This is a genomic window from candidate division KSB1 bacterium (assembly GCA_022562085.1).
Classification (GTDB): domain Bacteria; phylum Zhuqueibacterota; class Zhuqueibacteria; order Oceanimicrobiales; family Oceanimicrobiaceae; genus Oceanimicrobium.
On sequence record JADFPY010000046.1, the window covers coordinates 1 to 18084 of the forward strand.

Sequence of the window (18084 nt, forward strand, 5' to 3'; positions counted from 1 at the left end):
GAGAAATGCCTTGATAGCCTCCATTCATCGGTATATACTCTTGAGCCAAGTTCAACATGTGTATTGATAATTCTATTTAAGGTGCTTCGCTTAACGTCTTTAACTTTTACCGCTCTTACCTGTTTTGTTTCACGATCTAAGACTCCGGCAACTGCAATTTTGTCTCTGGTATTCCGACCTTGACCGCCTTGAAGTCTTTTGTCTCTGTGCTTATTCTTAGCCTTGCCACCGATATACGTTTCATCTGCTTCTACAATACCCTTGAGTAAGGTAGCGTCTTGAGCCATTGCTTTGCGGATTTGCATTTGCATACGCCAAGCAGTATCTTTGTTGACTTCCAAATGCCTTGATAATTGTCGGGAACTTATACCCTTTTTAGCATTAAGGATAAGCGAAACAGCGAGGAACCATTTTTGCAAGTCTAATTTGGTATCGTGGAAAATTGTGCCGACCGTAACACTGAAAGACGTATTGCAGTTGTTGCAATGGTATCGACTTTCTTTTGGGAGTGGGGTTTGGTTTGTGGAATAGCAGTAAGGACAGACCGGAAACTTATTCCATCTTACTTTTTCAAGGTGAGAGATACAAGCGGTATCGTCTGGAAACTGTTTGTAAATTTGGATGATATTCATTATATTTGCCTCAGCTGTTAGTATGTCACTACCAATGACTAAGACAAATATAAGAAACTTAAATCAGAAAGTCAAGCTTTTTCTTTCTACCAATAAATGGGACATTACCTAAATTTAAACTAATTCTTCATCATGACAAAAACGAAAACCAACATAGAAATTAAAAGCGAGTATTATCAGGAAATTGAAAAAATTGTCGGACAATCGAACCAGTTTCAAACTGTTTCTGAGTATGTTAACTTTGTTTTAAAAGAAATGTTGTTTGGATTTACTGATTCGGGAAGAACAGAATCAGAAGAAGACCTGATTAAAAAACGGCTGCAAGGTTTAGGATATATGTAATGCATCGTAGTCGACCCAATATAATTTTAGTGACTGTCGATTCATTGCGCGCAGACCATCTGGGTTGCTACGGCTATAGCAAACCAACCTCGCCTAACCTCGATCAATTTGCACGAGAAAATTCACTTTTTCTCCATACCTTCTCTGACGGTCCGAATACACCCCACGCATTTCCGGCTATTATGGCGTCGCAAAATTCACTGATGTTCAGCAAGTTGGGATTGTTTGATGCGCCGGTTACTTTAGCCGAAGTTTTTAAATCCGCCGGGTACACAACCCTGGGTTTCAATGCCGCAAATCCCTATGTGTCACGGTCCTTTCATTATGATCGAGGTTTCGATGAATTCCATGACTATCTGGATTTTTCAGTTCCAACTGATTCACTTACGTCGTGCCGTCAATCAGAAACCGGGATCAATATTCCGGAACTCGATTTAAATCGCTACTTGATCTCAGATGAGGTTGTTCGTTCAAAAGCTTATCTTGAGGAAAGAATTAATTCAGATTGCTTTGATGCAATCAATAGTGTCTCGGGAGAACCTTTCTTTCTCTGGATCCATTTTATGGATACCCATTTCCCGTATTTGCCTCAACCATCGGCACAACTTGCATTAGGCATTGAATCGATTTCAAAAGAGGAAAATTTCAAACTCAACACTCGGGTCAGGGAAAATATGCCTTTATCCTCGGGAGTGCTTTCCAGGGTCGTCCAACTTTATGATGCTTCAATTCGACAGCTCGATTCTAAAATTGGTGAGTTGTTTGAATTTTTAAAGAGGCGAAATATTTTCGAATCTTCAATGATTGCTTTTACTGCTGATCATGGTGAGGAATTTAAAGATCACGGTGATTTGCAGCACAAGTCAAAACTGTTTGATGAGTTGATTCATGTGCCTCTTCTCATCAAAAAACCTCATCACCAAAACAGTGAGGTGCATGAAGAATTAGTCAGTTTGATGCAGTTGGCGCCGACCCTCCTTTCTTCCGTTGGAATCGAGAATGTGTTTGAAACAAACGGGATTTTCGATAGCATTCCTGGTGCCTCAAACTATAGCCATTCACAAGTTTTCTCGGGTGCAAGTTATTGCGGGGATAATGCAACGCCGGTGGACCGGAACCTGTTAAATATTGACGTCCTGCCCAAAATTTACTCCTGTAGGGAGGATTACTGGAAATTAATCATGGATTTTGGAAAAGATCAAAAAATGCTTTTTAATTTGATTGCGGATCCTCTTGAGACGCAAAATCTTTATCAGAAAGAGAAAAACACAGCGTCACGACTCGAGGAAAGATTGCTAGAACGTATTGTAAGCCTGGAAAAGAGGTGTTTGAAATCGAAAATTGCTAAAGTCCGCAGAAGAGTCTTATCCAATCCTCAGGAAGCCAATGCCGTACGACTTTCATCTTGACCCGGAGAAAAAGTGGCGTCAGCAGTATCTTACCTGCAAAAATCACATTCTACCTTTTATTTTGGAGAAGGTAAATTTACCTCCAAATGCTCAGATTCTGGAGATCGGCTGTGGCGAAGGTGGCGTATTAAAAGCTTTCATTGAACGCGGTTTTACTTGTTACGGCATTGATCTCTCTCCTTCTCGTATTGAAAATGCTAAGAAAATTCTCAAGGAGGAAGTTGAGAAAAAGCTGGTGGCTTTTTACGCCTTCGATATTCACGATGATCGGCACTTTGAGCATCTTTTCGGCAAAATAGATTTGGTTATTTTAAAGGACGCGATTGAGCACATTTATGATCAAGAAAAATTTATGACAGCCCTTCATAAATTTATCAAACCCGAGGGCTCCGTATTTTTATCCTTTCCGCCGTGGCGCAATCCATTTGGCGGACATCAACAAATAGCTGCCTCGGTTTTGAGATATGTACCCTGGTTTCATGTTTTACCTCGCGGTTTCTATCAGAGTATTTTGAAATTGTTTGGAGAATCGAATAAAAATATTCAAACGCTCTTGGAAATATATGACACCCGTTTATCTATTAGGAAATTCGAGAGAATTCTTTCTTTGTCTAAATGGAAAACCTGCAGAAGACAGTTTTTTTTAATAAATCCGGGATACGAATTTAAGTTTAGATTGAAACCTCGAAAACAAATCGGTTTCATCGGCCATATCCCTGAATTAAGGGATTTTATTTCTACTGCGGTTTATTACATTGTTAATTAAATTTTAACAGTCGCAGTTAAAATGCCGATATATTAAAAAAGATTTTTAAATCCCGAAAATGATAAGTATAACTCAATACATCATCGCTTTTATTTTATTGTTTACTGGAAAACCCGAGTTTGGTGACCGGCTCGACCTTGGGCTAATCAATAATGACTCACTTAACGAAGTCTCGGGCCTTGCTGCTAGCAGAAAAAATTCCAACGTTCTGTGGACTCATAATGATTCCGGTGATGAGAACCGGGTCTTTGCCATCGATGCAAATGGTAAGCACCTTGGGACATTTTTAATCGAAGGCGCTGAGGCCCGCGATTGGGAAGATATTGCTGTGGGTCCGGGTCCGATAGCAGGCAAGCAATATTTGTACATCGGGGACATCGGAGATAACCTCTCACAATTCGAGATTAAACATATTTACCGGGTTATGGAACCTGAAGTAAATTGTGATCAGCCGCCTCTTGATGCGACACTGAGCGGAGTTGAAGCGATTTCCTTTCAATATCCTGATGGCAAGCGGGATGCCGAGACCCTCATGGTTGATCCACTTACGAAGGATATTTACATTGTGTCCAAGCGGGAAAGCAATGTCCGGGTTTATCGCGCACCTTACCCACAATCGACGACACGGACAATTACTTTAGAGTATGTGGTGACACTTAACTTAAATAATGTCGTCGGCGGCGATATCTCGCCGTCAGGAAATGAGGTTGTTATTAAAACCTACAGGGCGATCTACTATTGGCGCAAATCCCCTGATGAAAAATTCTGGAAAATATTTGACAAAGATCCCATTAGCGTTCCTTATATTCCGGAGCCGCAGGGGGAGGCGGTTTGCTGGCGAGCTGACGGCCTGGGGTATTACACAGTCAGCGAAGAACCTGGAGGAATTCCCTCGCATCTTTATTTTTATCCCCGCTTAAATGCGGGTTCACTCGGTCAAATCAAGTCAACCAGAACCTTCCACTTAACACAAGTTTTCTAAGCTTTACAATTTTTTCAAAGCGCACGCAACCCACATTTATTTCTTCTCAATATCAGTAAAAAAAATATCCCTTGACATTCACTTGGTTGTGCAAGATATTATTTGAGCATTTTTTCAAGCAAACTACATATGGCCAAAGTCTCCAAAAAAGTTCTCGTGATCACGTACTATTTTCCGCCATCCGGAGGGGCCGGGGTTTAACGGACTTTGAAAGTCGTCAAGTGTTGGCGGGAATTGGAGTGGGAGCCGATCGTACTTACCGCAAAAATGCCGACTACCCCGCTTATGATGAGTCGTTACTCTCTGAAATTCCTGAAGGAATTAAAGTTTACCGCTCACGTATTTTTGAACCGTTCTTTTGTACAGAAAATTCACCGGACGCAAAGCAGCCGAATCAACGGATATCGCCACGCTTTCGCTGAGCCAGAAGAGTAAGCAAAAATTGAGCGAACGTTTGTCCGAGTGGATTCGGGCAACTTTTTTTATCCCGGATGCGCGAATTGGCTGGCTTTTTTTTCTTATTTCAAAGGGAAAAGAATTTTAAAAAAAGAAATGTTCAAATAATTTATTTCTTCAGCGCCTCCTTACACAACGCATTTGATTGGCAAGAAGCTGCACCTCGCCAGTAAATTGCCCTGGATAGTTGATATTTCGCGATTCCTGGATCGGTTGGGTTTCGACGCTGCAGTGGCGTCCCAAGCTGTCGCGGGCAATTTGAAATGAAAATGGAGGCCTCGGTTCTTCGTCACGCTGATCGAATTCTGACTGTCACGCGCGGTTTAAGAGAAGATTTGCTGAGCCATCCTGTGTTTCGAAGTCCAGGTTTTTAACTATACATAAGTAAAAATCCGCTTTGATTTATAATACCGGTGTGTTATATTTTACTTAATTCTACATCTTAAATTAAAATATGGGTAAGATGCTGTTATGATTGCCTCAAAGATTGACCGTTTCATGGATAAGTACAATGACAACATCAAAGTGAAAATTGAAAAATATCTACCAGAAAAGGCATATGTTTTTCTAAAAAAGGGGGTGCAGCAAAAACATAGATTCTTTTACAATCGTCATCTTTACCGTTCACTAAAACACATTCTAGAAGAGAGGAAGTCAGAGGGTTTGTTTGAGAATGATCTGGATTTGCTTCAAAAGTTGCACGAGTTATTTCCTCCACATCGCACCCTTTCTTATAATTTTAACGCTATCATCCATCGGGCAAGGGGTCGTTTTGACAAGATATTAAAACAGGGAATCTTGTTAAAAGGTATGGATGTGCTCGATATTGGTGCAGGGCATGGAGAAAACCTTTTTTTGTGTGACGAGTATGAGTTTGATTCGGCCACTGGAGTCGATCACTCAGCCGAAAGATTTTATTCACATACAAATCGATTATCGGTAAGCTTGAAAAATCGCATTACTTTTATCGAGGGGGATTTATTAAGAATGAGCTTGCCCGCTGAAAGCTACGATTTTATTATTTCAATTAACAGCTTTGAGCATTTTGCTAATCCTAAAATTGTTATTGACGAAAGTTACAAAATCCTCAGACCCAATGGCTATTTTTATATTGATTTTGGCCCGCTATTTCGAAGCCCTTTTGGGGCACATCGATATCGCTATATCGGAGTCCCCTATATCCAGAATTTATTTTCTGACGAAATCGCATATCATTTTCTTTACAATAAATTGAAAATTAATCCTGGAATTAATACTTATACTGGTGCAGAGATAAAAGATAGAGACCCTTATATTGAGATGAATAAATGGTGTTATCAGCAATTTGAGCAGCTGTTTAAGCAAGACGGGCGCTGGGACGTTGTCCGTTTTAATAAAGAATGTAACTACAAGTATCATTGGATGACTGAAGTATTTGATGATGAGCTGATGGAATTTTCCCAGAAAGATCTTTTCGTGACTGAACTTACGGTTATTTTGCAAAAGAAGGATTATTAATGTCTGTTTCCATGAGTTTTATGTTTTTTTCTTAAAAAGGATTTTTTTGCCGACAAATAGAAAAAAGGTTTTAGTTATTACCTATTATTTCCCGCCGGCGGGTGGAGTGGCGGTCCAACGCACACTGAAATATGTGAAATATTTGCGTGAGTTCGGGTGGGAACCTGTGGTATTGACGGCTCGCTGTGCGGATTATCCTGTTTACGATGAAAGCCTTTTCTCTGAAATCCCCGAAGGGGTGAAAGTTTATCGTTCTCTTATTTTTGAACCATATAAAATCTACCGTAGATTTACTGGCCGTAAGGCTGATGAGTCCACAGATATTGCGACGCTTACTTTAGATGAGCCCACTAAAAATAAGTTCAGTGAAAGAATTTCCGAGTGGATTCGTTCCTCTTTTTTTGTTCCGGACGCTAGAATCGGGTGGTTGTTTTTTGCCACTTTTCTAGGAAAAAAAATTCTAAAGGATGAAAAAATTGACCTCATTTACTCTTCTGCAACTCCTTACACGACCCACTTGATTGGATTAAAATTACGTCGATTTTCTAAATTGAAATGGGTCGCAGATTTTCGTGACTCCTGGATTGGATGGCACCAAACTCCTCAATGGCGACCCGGAATTTCAAAAAAAATAGAATATAAGATGGAGGGTGCAGTCCTACGAGAAGCCGATTGTGTTATCACAGCTTCGGAAGGAATTAAGAATGATTTGTTAAGCAGACATTCTGACTTACACGAGAAGAAGTGGGTGGTGATTACGAATGGATTTGACGCCGAAGACTTTTTGGGTCTGGAAGCGATGCCCAGGGTAAATAAATTAACAATTACCTATACAGGCTCTTTGGATGGGGTGCGAAATCCCGAAAGTTTTATTTCTGCTTTGGAAAATCTATCCAAGGAATTCGAAGATCTAACTGAAAATCTTCACGTTAGATTTGTAGGTAGAATTGGCGAACCTATTGTTAAAAGGATTGAGGGGTCCTGTGTTAAGTCAATTTTTGAAATGATTCCTTTTGTATCGCATTTTGACAGTCTCAGATATATGCTGGCAAGTGATGTCTTGTTGATTCTGGTCGATGCCGCTGATGTAAATCGTGCCATGATTAGCGCCAAGTTATTTGAATATATAGGCGCAGGCGGGACTATCCTGGCAATAGCGCCGCAGGGAGACTTAACCGAGTTAATCTGTAATAACAATTTGGGTTTTACAGTCTGTCCTAAAAATATTGCAGGGATTAAATCAATTCTTCAACAACTTTTAAAATTGTTTAAATCTGGGGGAAAATTTAAGCCTTTTGACGAACAAGTTGCTAATAAATTTGGACGCAAAGGACTCACGGCAAAATTAAGTTCTGTATTTAATGACTTGTGCCAGCACGCATAGGTATTGAAATCAATTATGCAAAAGGTCAAGAGTCAAAGTCGACTGATTAAGGAGATAACTGATTTTTATGAAGTTTTTCTCGAAACAGAGCAAGAACTTTTTCGGAGAAAAACAGCGGGGATTAGGTATTGGCATTATATCCGTTTTGATTTTTTCAATGAACTACTTAATGGTAAAAAATGGATTGAAAAAATTGATCATCATGAACATAGAACACTGTTAATGAAAGTTGGAATTGCTACCAATCTTCTGAAAAACAGCCTGTTGCATGGCGTGAGAAAAGATAAAAGTAAAGATGACGTATTGGTTCTCAGCTCGGCAAAAAAAAAACAGAAGGGTAGCAGCTATATCGACCCTTATACTTATTATTGGTTGCGGAAAATGCGACATCCATATACTGCCTGGGAAGATCATTTGCTCTGGTCCCATAGAAAACACGGGCAGCAACCTGGTTTGTTCTTTTTGGATGATTTGTATGTACGAGCAATCTTTTACAGATTTTTGATGTTTAGAAAAATATGTTTGGCTAGTGAAGATGAAATCGATTTTTTAAGGCAGTTTGCTATGAAATTTGATCTTGAAATACCAAAAAAGAAACTCATTTCTCTCCTTACAAATGTAGTTGCCCTTCACAAATCAAATTTCGGCTATATAAAAAACAAGCTTTCCGAAAAAGATATCAGATTGGTCGTTTTGATTAATCATTATGAACCGTTGAAAATGCTGATTGTTTCTATCGCCAGGTCATTGGGGATTTATACTGTAGAACTACAGCATGGGAACATGGGCCGATATCATATAGCATATAATTTTGGAAATACGAATACCTTAACAACTCTACCAGATGAAATCTTGACCTTTGGGGAGTTTTGGAACGAAACAACAACGATTTCCCAAAATAATGTAAAAATGACCTCTACTGGGATGCCATTTTTTGAGGAAAACCTTAGTCAAGTAGAGTTGAGTCCTTGCATGTCTGATAACAAAAAAGTAAAAATCCTTATTCTAAGTCAGGAGGTCATTGGCCCCCAATTAGCTCTCATGGCAATAGAACTCTTTCAACGACTTGATCCTGATGGATATGAAATTTGGTACAAACTTCATCCGAGGGAGTATGGAGGGAGTTGGAAAGTAAATTATCCTTCGGAATTCGAGAACCTTAACATTAGGGTGCTCGCCGACTGTGATCTATATGCTTTGTTCGCCCAAAGCGACATCCACATTGGGGTTTATTCCACGACTATTATGGAAGGGCTAGCCTTTAATAAAAAGCTTATTTTGGTTGAGTTATATGGGGTTCACTATTTTAGTGATTTAATTAATTCTGGCCGGGCATTTTTTGCAAGAAATTCCGATGAGATTCAGATGGCTATAGAAAATGACTCAACGCAATTTTTAACCGGACGCGGTTTGTCTTACTATTGGGAACAAAAGAGTGTCGAGAAAATTAATCAACGGATTTCAGAAATTCTAAAATGAGAAGATTCTTTTTTTTTATTCAAGCTCGTATGAATTCCTTGCGTTTGCCTGGGAAAGTTCTAATGCCATTAGCCGATGGCATTTCTCTTGTAGATTTTGTCTACCGAAGAATTCGAAAATCAAAATTCTTTACAACTGAGCGGACATACCTGTTAACGTCAGACAACGTTGAAGATGATAAATTAGTTGAACACTTTAATCGGCATAAGTGGAATTATTTTCGAGGGGATGAAGAAAATGTATTTAAGCGCTTTCGGGATTTAGCATTTAACAATCGATTGGAATTCAAGTCGTGAAATTAATTGTAGCGTTTGTCCAAAAATTGTTGTATGATAGGCCATGGCTCGATAACTCCCATTTTGTTATAAGGTTAGCTCAAAAACAATATAACAAAAATATGAGTAATTCGGGCCTTTTTTATTTAGTTTAACCGGACACTTATGCCGTAGAATTCAATATCAATCATTCCGGCACTTGGTTTTCAGTGAGTATACCGGTGAAAACTTTTTTCGTGACTTCTCGTGCCTAACTCTTCCATTAGTAGCTTAAATACTAACATTTCTCACTGGTTCAGCAAGGCAGGAGTGTAAAAATCAGTGAGCACAGCAAACGTATTTTTACATAAGTTCAGCTTTAGTTTCTGCAAAAATACGCTCTGCTGATTTTTGCGGTCCTATTTTTCACCTATTGATGTTTGTAAAGAAATTTGCATAAATGAACTTTTTCATTGTAAGTGCAATAATAACAATATAAACCAGTGAGAAATGTTAATTAAATATCAAATAAATGTTCAGGTTTTTTTATGACTCCGAAAAGAAAGCCATCTTCAAAAAAACGACGAAAGAATTCAAATGTCAATGCAAAAAATCAGATGAGATTTAAGCAATTTCTTCAAAGCCATCCTAATCTTTTACCAATGGCCGTTCTCTTTATCTTGTTGGTTGTCTATTTTCAAGAGGTGTTCTTTGGATTCAAAACTTTTCTGCCTCCGGATACGTTAAGTTCGAAAAGTATTTTACAGTTCAGGGAAGAGGCATTGAGCAATTGGATTTATCCACTATGGAATCCATTCGTTTTTTGTGGAATGCCTTCCTTTGCCAGCTTGCAGACGACCCCCTTTGTGGACATACTTGGTGATGTTTTTTATTTTTTTCATCTAATGTTAGGTAAAATAATTCCTGTTAATGATTTCGCGACCCGCAAGTTCCCCAATTATTTCTTGTTTGGGATCTTTACTTACATTTTAATGATGAAATTTCTTGGAAACAGAATCGTAGCATTTTTTGCAAGTTGTGCTATTGTGTTTCAACCTGCAGTTATCGCATTTACCGCTTTCGGACATAACGCAAAGATAGCCACAGCCGCACTTATACCGCTTATATTTCTTTTGCTCGATGAGGTATTAGAAAGGCGAACATTGAAATATCTGGCATTGCTTGCCCTTACCGTTGGGTTGGAATTATTACGAGCTCATACACAAATTGCCTACTATTCGTTCTTGATGATGGGATCTTTCATCTTTTATTGGCTTATTTATGCAAAGATTACGAAAAAACCTAACGACCAAATTGCAAAGTCTTTAAGTATGGCTATAGCGGCTATTCTGCTAGGAGTTGCCATGTCATCTTGGCTATATCTTTCGGCCTATGAATATGTTGAGTTTTCAATTCGAGGGGGGAGCAAGGGGCTTGATTTGGGGTATGCAACCAATTGGTCATTTGCCCCGAAAGAAATTATTACCTTTTTTATCCCCTCTTTTTTTGGGTTTGGTGGACAAACATATTGGGGAGAAATGCCGTTTACTGAGTTCCCGTTATATATGGGAATTGTGACATTGTTTTTGACTGGGATTGCATTGCTGCTTAAAAGGAATGGTTATGTCCTTTTCTTCGGATTGTTGGGATTGATAGCCCTTATTATTTCTTTTGGCAAACATCTTCCAATTCTTTATGACCCTTTGTTCAATTATCTACCCTTCTTCAATAAATTTAGAGTGCCTAGCATGATTCTGATACTGTTGCAAATCTCGACGGTAATTTTGGCAGGATTTGGATTGCATGCCTTGCTTACACTAAACCAAAAGTCGGAGAAAAACAGAGTCAAAAAGTATGTTTATTTTTTTGGGGGGATATTAGGTGGTTTGACGTTAGGGGTGATGTTTGGCAAAGGGATGTATTTGGACTGGGTTTCCGCATCAGGAAAGCAACTCAGCCCGGTACTTAAAGAGAGTGCCTACAAAAATACGCTTTCAGATGCTGTTATTATGATCCTTTTTGTTGCAGCGACAGGAGTCGTCATTCTGAGTTATTTAAGAGATAAGATGAAGTTTAGTATTATGTCCTACATTATTATTAGTTTAGCTATCCTGGATCTTTGGATTGTAGGGTTTAAGATAATGAACCCACTACCTAATCTTGATGAAGAATCGTATTTTTCAGCAACTCCGGCCGTTCAGTATTTGAAACAGCAAGAGGGGTTGTTCCGGATTTTCCCGGTTGTCGATGACAAGCCGGAGAACTGGTATGCCTATCACAAAATTCAGAGTATCAAGGGGTACCATGCAGCCAAGCTGAAAAATTATCAGATATTTTTAGACAAAACTAGCTTGGTTAGCAGGAACAGATTTGGATTGCCATCGTTTCTGTCCAAATACTTAACCGTTGTGATGAGTAATGGTAAACCTTCATTGCAAGCTGTCCCACATGAGCAAATATCTCCCGAAAGATTTAATGTGGATAATGCGCTTTTGGATATGTTGAATGTCAAATATATACTTTCGATTTATCCTATTGAGGATTCCCGCTTTAAACTTGTGTTAAAAGGCAGACCTTTTGTCTATGAAAATACCGAAGTTTTGCCCAGAGCCTTTTTTGTTAGCCGGATAAAGATTGCAAGTAGTGAAGATGAATTTTACAATTATTTGAAGAGTGGAAAGTATAATCCGGCCGAAGAGGCCGTTTTGTATGAAAAACCGGAGTTTGATTTGATCGTATCGAGTGAGAATAAAGTAGTGATTTCTTCCTACGATATTCATCAAATCATGCTCGATGCTGAAGTGATAGAACCTGGTTTAATGGTTCTGAGTGAAATTTATTATCCGGCAGGATGGAAAGCCTATGTGGATGGTAACGAAACCACAATTTATCAGACCAATGGTATCTTGAGGTCAATATTTCTCCAGCCAGGTAGTCATAAAATCGAATTCATTTTTGCTCCAAAGTCTTTTAGTATAGGATTCACGATAACGATATTTTGTTTGGTTCTGACTTTGGGGATCTTCGTTTACGATTGGAAGTTCAGAAAAAGTATGATTATGTAGAAAATATTGGAAAGTAGATTGTTTCCCCATTATCCCTGGTTATGCTCGAATCCACCAACCAAATATAGATACCGAACCAAAAACCATCAGCAAAAATACTTTAATTTACAGTGTTGGGTCTCTTTTAGCCTCAATTATTCATGAACCGAAAATTTTTGCACTAATTCCTTGAGTTCACGTATAAAAAAGCAGTTGCATCCGCGCACCCGCAGGCTGATGTCGAAGTTGGATGGAAAATTTATGCAGAGGCTAAGCCAAAGTCGTATTTTGATAACAAACCCGATCGGTTATCTAGATTTTTTACATCTCCAAACCCAGGCTCGTTTGGTCCTAACGGATTCTGGTGGTATGCAGGTTGAAACCAAGTTATCTCGGAATTCCTTGTTTGATCCTCCGATCCTGCACGGAATGGCAAATTACTCTCCGTGAAGGCACAAAATACTTGTGCCGACAAATGAGGACGCCGTCGTGAATGCCACAAAAAGTACTCTCAAGCAAAAAAAATATAAGCCAGCTAAGATTCGATATTGGGATGGGGAAACTGCTTCTCGAATAGTAAATATCCTCAAAAAAATATTTCATTGATTGTAATTGATGTCTTATGAGAAACAATTAAATACGTTGCGTAAGCCGAATTGTTTTGTCATATTGGCTATGTTTTGCAATCAAGTGATTTTTTAGTAGCGCGAGTATTCTTGAAAATAAATTGCATTGGGACATCAAAAAAAATTTCTTCAAAGAATGATTTATCTGATCCATATTTATAAAGGATAATCGAAATTTGTGAATAGATTTACAAGTTTTTGATGTTTAGATATTTTATGAATGTTCAGTGATTTTATTTCTCTTCAAGACAGATGAATATACAACAAAATCCCGTCGAAAAGAATGTTACTGTTATGGAGTATGTATCATGCAATATATGTGAGAGCTGTCAATATGATCTTGTTTATCAGATAGACGTGAACTACAATGTGATGCGTTATTACAGGTATGCAAGGAATATTCCTAACAAAGAAAATATGACGGGTACGTTTTCCATTGTCAGATGTAAAAGATGTTGACTTCTTTTTACGAATCCTCGTTTTATACATGATGCTCAAGCTTCAGTTTATTCAAGCAACAGAATTCTTGGAGGTAATTGGAAAAATTTCATGTATTTATTTGATCAAGCTCAAAATGATGAATGCCAAGACTTGAATAACGAGAAATTATTGCATCCGGACTACGGTTGGAAATTTGATATTATCAGAGACTATGCTCCCGGAAAAGAAAAAACTTCACTCTTAGATCTCGGTTGTGGAACGGGCCATTTTGTGTTGCAGGCACTTGAACAAGGCTTTGATGCATGGGGTGTAGATATCTCTCAAGATCGCATCAGATACGCGCAACAAACTTTAAAGTTGGAAGATCGGGTTCAGCATGGAAATATAGAGGAAGCCTTCCCTAATCGCACTTTTGATATTATTACTCTCTGGGATGTCATTGAGCATATCCATGATCCCAAAGCCTTGTTAAACTCTTTAAAGCAGGTCGCCCATTCTCAGACGCATATTTTTGTTTTGACCATGTCAATAGATTCAATTACTTATAAGCTATTCAGAAAACGCTGGAACTATATCAATCCCACGCAGCATCTGTTTTATTGCTCGGATTCGACAATCCGTGAGCTATTCGTTCGTTCGGGTTGGGAGGTGTTAGGTAAAACGATGGATGACTCGCGAAGTAAAAATTTTCTGCGCTTGCTGACTAAAGTAATTATTGGACAGCTCAATAATTTTTTCTTTCAAGTTTATGCTCCCATTTCCAGTAAATTTAAGATTTTTAAGCCTTTGTTCAAACCTCTGCAAAAAAAAATCAGCGATGAGCGTATGCAAAAAAGACTTGAAAACTTATATCCTGGCATGTATGTTGGTCGGTATCACGATAACTTTGTTTTCATCGGTAGATTAAAAGCCAAAGCTTGAGGATTGAATAGTTTGAGAAGAAAGTACAAGTGTTGTTATGTTAAGAAGAAAAGATTTTTCATAAAGAGTTATTTGTTGACATTTTGGAAGGATTCTGGAATGATACCACTCGATTTCTCAAAATGGAGTTAAACTTACTGCAGTGGGCAGACCGTTCTTTGAAGAGCAGATTAAGTCATTATCAAACCCCAGCAGCGTAATAAAACTAGAATTCTTATCTTAAGTCAGGAAACCATCTGATCATCATTTGGGTAAAATTGCTATCGAACTATCACAAAGGCTTGATTCAAGAAAATACGAGATTTTATACAAGATGCACCCGCGTGAGTACCCAAATTGGAAAATGAAATATCCTAAAGAATTTAATTCAATGGACATAAAAGTTTTAACGAATCTTGATCTCTATGAATTGTTAAATGAAAACGGGATGTTCATATAGGGTTGATTCCACTTCCGTTATGGAGAGTTTGGCATTTAATAAACAAAGTGATTTAGTTGAATCATATGGCGTGCATTTATTGGGCCCATTTAGTGAAAATGGGGCGCGTTCTTTTTTTGCCAAAGATGCCGAGGGGATTATCCAAATTATCAATCAAAACAAGGCTTTTTTTTAATCAAAAAGATATTAAATATTTTGGGAAGTTCAAAGTAAGGAAAAGTGTTAAAGCGTATTCAATAAATACAGGACCTCATGAAATCGGATGTGTAACTTAATTATAATTATAACTAAATTTGATCATGTCTGTATTGGCAATTATACCTGCTCGCGGTGGTTCAAAAGAAATTCCACGCAAGAATGTTCGTTTACTGGCTGGTAAACCATTAATCTCCCGCACAATTAAGTGTGCTCAGTTGGCCGAGAGCGTCAACAGGATTGTTGTTTCGACTGATGACCCTGAAATTGCAGATATATCAAAGCAAAATGGCGCAGAAATAATCTGGCGTCCTGCAAATATTAGCGATGACAGTTCATCATCCGAAATGGCATTGCTGCATTCGTTGGAATATCTTCAGAACCAAGAGAATTTTCAGCCAGAGATCCTGGTTTTCCTGCAATGCACTTCACCATTAACGTTGCCGGAAGATATTGATGGCACAGTGAATGTTTTACTAAAAGCGAATGCCGATTCGGCATTCGCTGCGACGCCGTTTCACTATTTTCTTTGGACGCATGATAAAGAAGGGAACCCGGTCGGAATAAACCACGATCAAAAAGTGCGACTTTTGCGCCAGAATCGAGAACCTCAGTTCTTAGAAACGGGTGCTGTCTATTCGATGCGAGCAGAAGGCTTTAAGAAAGTTCAACATAGATTTTTTGGCAAAATAGCTATATATGTAATGCCGCCTGACCGTTGTTTTGAAATTGATGAACCAGTTGATTTTATTATAGCTGAGAACTTACTCAAGCACCGTTGAGCCAAAAAACAAATTTCGCAAAAAGTTGAACACACAAAGAAAATTATCCAAGTTCGTAAGTTGTATTCAATGATAGAGAGGAGAATAGAGCTGTGAATCACGTTGTTAAAATCGGTAAACAAGAAATTGGCTATGCTCAACCTATCTACATTGTTGCTGAAATTGGTTTAAATCATAACGCAGATATCAGCATAGCCAAAAAACTTATCATCGCAGCGAAGGATGCTGGCTGCAATGCTGTTAAATTTCAAAAACGCACACCAGAAAAATGCGTTCCCCCTGAACAACGAGATATTATGCGAGATACTCCATGGGGTTTGATGACTTATATGGAATACCGAAATCGTCTCGAGTTCAGTAAAAAAGAGTACCAAGAAATTGATCTCGCTTGCCGTGAACAAGGAATCATTTGGTTTGCATCGGTGTGGGACGAAGAATCGATTGATTTTTTGGAAGCGTTCAATACGCCATGTTATAAAATACCTTCTGCGGCTCTAACGGATCACAATTTGTTGAGTTACGCTCGCTCGACTGGACGACCGATTATTCTTTCCTCTGGTATGTCAACAATGGAACAAATCCGAGCCGCTATCCGTGTTTTAGGAGAAAAAAACTTGCTTTTGACTCATTGCACCAGCACCTATCCATGTAATCCGGAAGAATTGAACCTACGTATGATTCATACTCTTCAAGGAGAGTTTAATGTGCCTGTTGGCTATTCTGGACATGAAGTTGGCCTGCAAACTACATATGCAGCCGCTGCTTTAGGGGCTTGTTTTATAGAGCGTCATCTTACCCTCGATCGAGCCATGTGGGGCAGTGACCACTCGGCTTCAGTAGAACCGTGGGGATTTAGGCGCTTGGTGCGAGACATTCGAGTAATCGAACAAGCAATTGGTGATGGTGTAAAAAGAGTTTATGAAAGTGAAAAACCTATCCAAAAAAAACTTAGACGTATCCCGTAAAAACAAAGTTAATTCCGATACTATTTTCATTTTCAAAGGCGATGCAATTTGTCACAAATAGTAAAAAATATCTTGCATTAGCGGTATTGAACCCTTTCATAGAGTATTTCAGAATGATGGTTAGATTTCTTCGTATCTTGGAAAGTCAAAAATGACCACACAGTTTTGAAATCAAATATCTTATTTTTATACTATTATGAGCCATTATACTAATTTGAACTACTCCTTAATTAAATAGAAAGACTTTAACAATGCAGGGTTCAATTGAAAAATATCTGAAAATAAAACTTTTTCTAACTGATGTTGATGGTGTGTTAACCGATGCTGGCATGTATTATACGGAAACTGGTGATGAGTTAAAGAAGTTCTGCACGCTTGATGGCGGTGGTTTAATGTTGCTTAAGCAAGTTGGGATTCAAACAGGTTTTCTGACGTCTGAAGATACCCGGATTGTGCAGCGGCGTGCACAGAAGTTGCAAGTGGAGTTTGTTATTCAAGGTGTAAAAAATAAGCTCAAAAGTTTTATTCAACTGATTGAGAAATTAGGTTTGACTCCGCAGGAAGCAGCTTATATTGGAGATGATATTAATGATCTGAAGATTCTTGAACAAGTGGGCGTGTCCGCAACTGTGCCTGGTAACTGCCTCCCTGAAGGTTTTACCTGTGATTATGTTACCCGGCGCGTAGGTGGAAGTGGTGCGGTGCGAGATTTTGCGGAATGGCTCCTACGGCAGCGAGGCGAATATGAAAAAGCTCTCTCTTCTTATCTTATCTAAATAAAATGTTCTGAAAGAAAATCTATTGAAAGAAGGCATTTCAGAGCATAACATATTTATAACCGGTAACACCGTGAAAGACAGTTTATTTATTGCGGTTGATAAGGTAAAAAGCAATCCACCGATAATCCACGAACTACTCGATCATGTCAGAAACGCAGACATTACTAAATTTTTTGTGCTAATTACCGGACACCATCGTGAAAAATTCGACGAGGATTTTGAGAAAAGCTGTTTTGCTCTTCGTTCTTTTGCAGAATCAATTGAGGCTACCGCTTTCATCTATTCTGGTTCATTTAAATCCGAATGTTCAAGAGGCAGTAAGAAGAATTTTATCCCCACGAGACAATATTTACCTTATTGAACCGTTGCCCTACTATCGTTTGTTTCAGTAATGATGAGGGCCCAGGGTAATTTTGACCGATTCCGGCGGCATACAAGACTTTGTCAGAGGGCACAGTAAAGTTGGTTGGAATAAGTAAAGAGAAGATCGTTGAAGAACTTTCCCTGATACTAACCAACCAGAATGAATATTTAAGCGATGGCTATTGCTGTTAATATATATGGCGATGGCCTTGCCGCGAAGCGAATAAAAAAAATAATAGAGAAATTACTTGCAATAAATATGAATATACTTCAAAGCATGACACTGATGCCGACAACCTAAGAACGGTTTGCAAAAATACCCTTCATA

Annotated in this window: 18 protein-coding genes; 17 read left to right on the forward strand and 1 reads right to left on the reverse strand. The window is 38.6% G+C overall.

Annotated features, from left to right (window positions below; genetic code table 11):
* The coding region (locus tag IH879_06470; protein ID MCH7674580.1) for an IS1595 family transposase at positions 1-632 on the reverse strand (632 nt) is incomplete at its 3' end.
* A 132-nt stretch (positions 633-764) separates the two neighbouring features.
* On the opposite strand from IH879_06470, the gene IH879_06475 reads away from it, so the two are divergent.
* The 17 genes from IH879_06475 (at position 765) to IH879_06555 (ending at position 17754) form a co-directional block, all read left to right on the forward strand.
* Positions 765-974, forward strand: coding sequence for a hypothetical protein (locus IH879_06475; GenBank protein MCH7674581.1), 210 nt, complete (start codon positions 765-767; stop codon positions 972-974).
* Entirely contained in the window at positions 974-2383 is a 1410-nt protein-coding gene (locus IH879_06480) for a sulfatase-like hydrolase/transferase (GenBank protein ID MCH7674582.1), read from the forward strand. The genes IH879_06475 and IH879_06480 overlap by 1 nt, the downstream gene beginning before the upstream one ends.
* A complete protein-coding gene (locus IH879_06485) occupies positions 2361-3149 on the forward strand; it encodes a class I SAM-dependent methyltransferase (GenBank protein ID MCH7674583.1) in 789 nt (262 codons plus the stop codon). Before IH879_06480 ends, IH879_06485 begins: the two co-directional genes overlap by 23 nt.
* 58 nt (positions 3150-3207) lie before the next feature.
* Positions 3208-4131, forward strand: coding sequence for a hypothetical protein (locus IH879_06490; protein ID MCH7674584.1), 924 nt, complete (start codon positions 3208-3210; stop codon positions 4129-4131).
* 358 nt (positions 4132-4489) lie between these two features.
* Complete coding sequence (locus IH879_06495) at positions 4490-4675, forward strand: hypothetical protein (protein MCH7674585.1); 186 nt, start codon at positions 4490-4492, stop codon at positions 4673-4675.
* 437 nt (positions 4676-5112) lie between these two features.
* Positions 5113-6084 (forward strand): class I SAM-dependent methyltransferase, encoded by a 972-nt coding sequence (locus tag IH879_06500; GenBank protein ID MCH7674586.1) that lies wholly within the window; start codon positions 5113-5115, stop codon positions 6082-6084.
* A 46-nt stretch (positions 6085-6130) separates the two neighbouring features.
* Positions 6131-7468, forward strand: coding sequence for a glycosyltransferase family 4 protein (locus IH879_06505; GenBank protein ID MCH7674587.1), 1338 nt, complete (start codon positions 6131-6133; stop codon positions 7466-7468).
* Between the two features lie 15 nt (positions 7469-7483).
* On the forward strand, positions 7484-8947 hold the full coding sequence (locus IH879_06510; protein MCH7674588.1) for a hypothetical protein: 1464 nt from the start codon (positions 7484-7486) through the stop codon (positions 8945-8947).
* A complete protein-coding gene (locus IH879_06515; protein ID MCH7674589.1) occupies positions 8944-9243 on the forward strand; it encodes a hypothetical protein in 300 nt (99 codons plus the stop codon). The genes IH879_06510 and IH879_06515 overlap by 4 nt, the downstream gene beginning before the upstream one ends.
* A 740-nt stretch (positions 9244-9983) precedes the next feature.
* Positions 9984-12266: a YfhO family protein gene (locus IH879_06520; protein ID MCH7674590.1), complete on the forward strand. Its 2283-nt coding sequence runs from the start codon at positions 9984-9986 to the stop codon at positions 12264-12266.
* Between the two features lie 240 nt (positions 12267-12506).
* On the forward strand, positions 12507-12695 hold the full coding sequence (locus IH879_06525) for a UDP-N-acetylglucosamine 2-epimerase (GenBank protein ID MCH7674591.1): 189 nt from the start codon (positions 12507-12509) through the stop codon (positions 12693-12695).
* Between the two features lie 725 nt (positions 12696-13420).
* Positions 13421-14233: a class I SAM-dependent methyltransferase gene (locus tag IH879_06530; protein ID MCH7674592.1), complete on the forward strand. Its 813-nt coding sequence runs from the start codon at positions 13421-13423 to the stop codon at positions 14231-14233.
* Between the two features lie 467 nt (positions 14234-14700).
* Complete coding sequence (locus IH879_06535; protein ID MCH7674593.1) at positions 14701-14847, forward strand: hypothetical protein; 147 nt, start codon at positions 14701-14703, stop codon at positions 14845-14847.
* 124 nt (positions 14848-14971) lie between these two features.
* Complete coding sequence (locus IH879_06540) at positions 14972-15649, forward strand: acylneuraminate cytidylyltransferase family protein (protein MCH7674594.1); 678 nt, start codon at positions 14972-14974, stop codon at positions 15647-15649.
* 92 nt (positions 15650-15741) lie between these two features.
* Positions 15742-16614: an N-acetylneuraminate synthase family protein gene (locus IH879_06545; protein ID MCH7674595.1), complete on the forward strand. Its 873-nt coding sequence runs from the start codon at positions 15742-15744 to the stop codon at positions 16612-16614.
* Positions 16615-16865: 251 nt separating this feature from the next.
* On the forward strand, positions 16866-17390 hold the full coding sequence (locus tag IH879_06550; GenBank protein ID MCH7674596.1) for an HAD family hydrolase: 525 nt from the start codon (positions 16866-16868) through the stop codon (positions 17388-17390).
* 25 nt (positions 17391-17415) lie between these two features.
* Entirely contained in the window at positions 17416-17754 is a 339-nt protein-coding gene (locus IH879_06555) for a UDP-N-acetylglucosamine 2-epimerase (GenBank protein ID MCH7674597.1), read from the forward strand.
* The last annotated feature ends 330 nt before the right edge of the window (positions 17755-18084 follow it).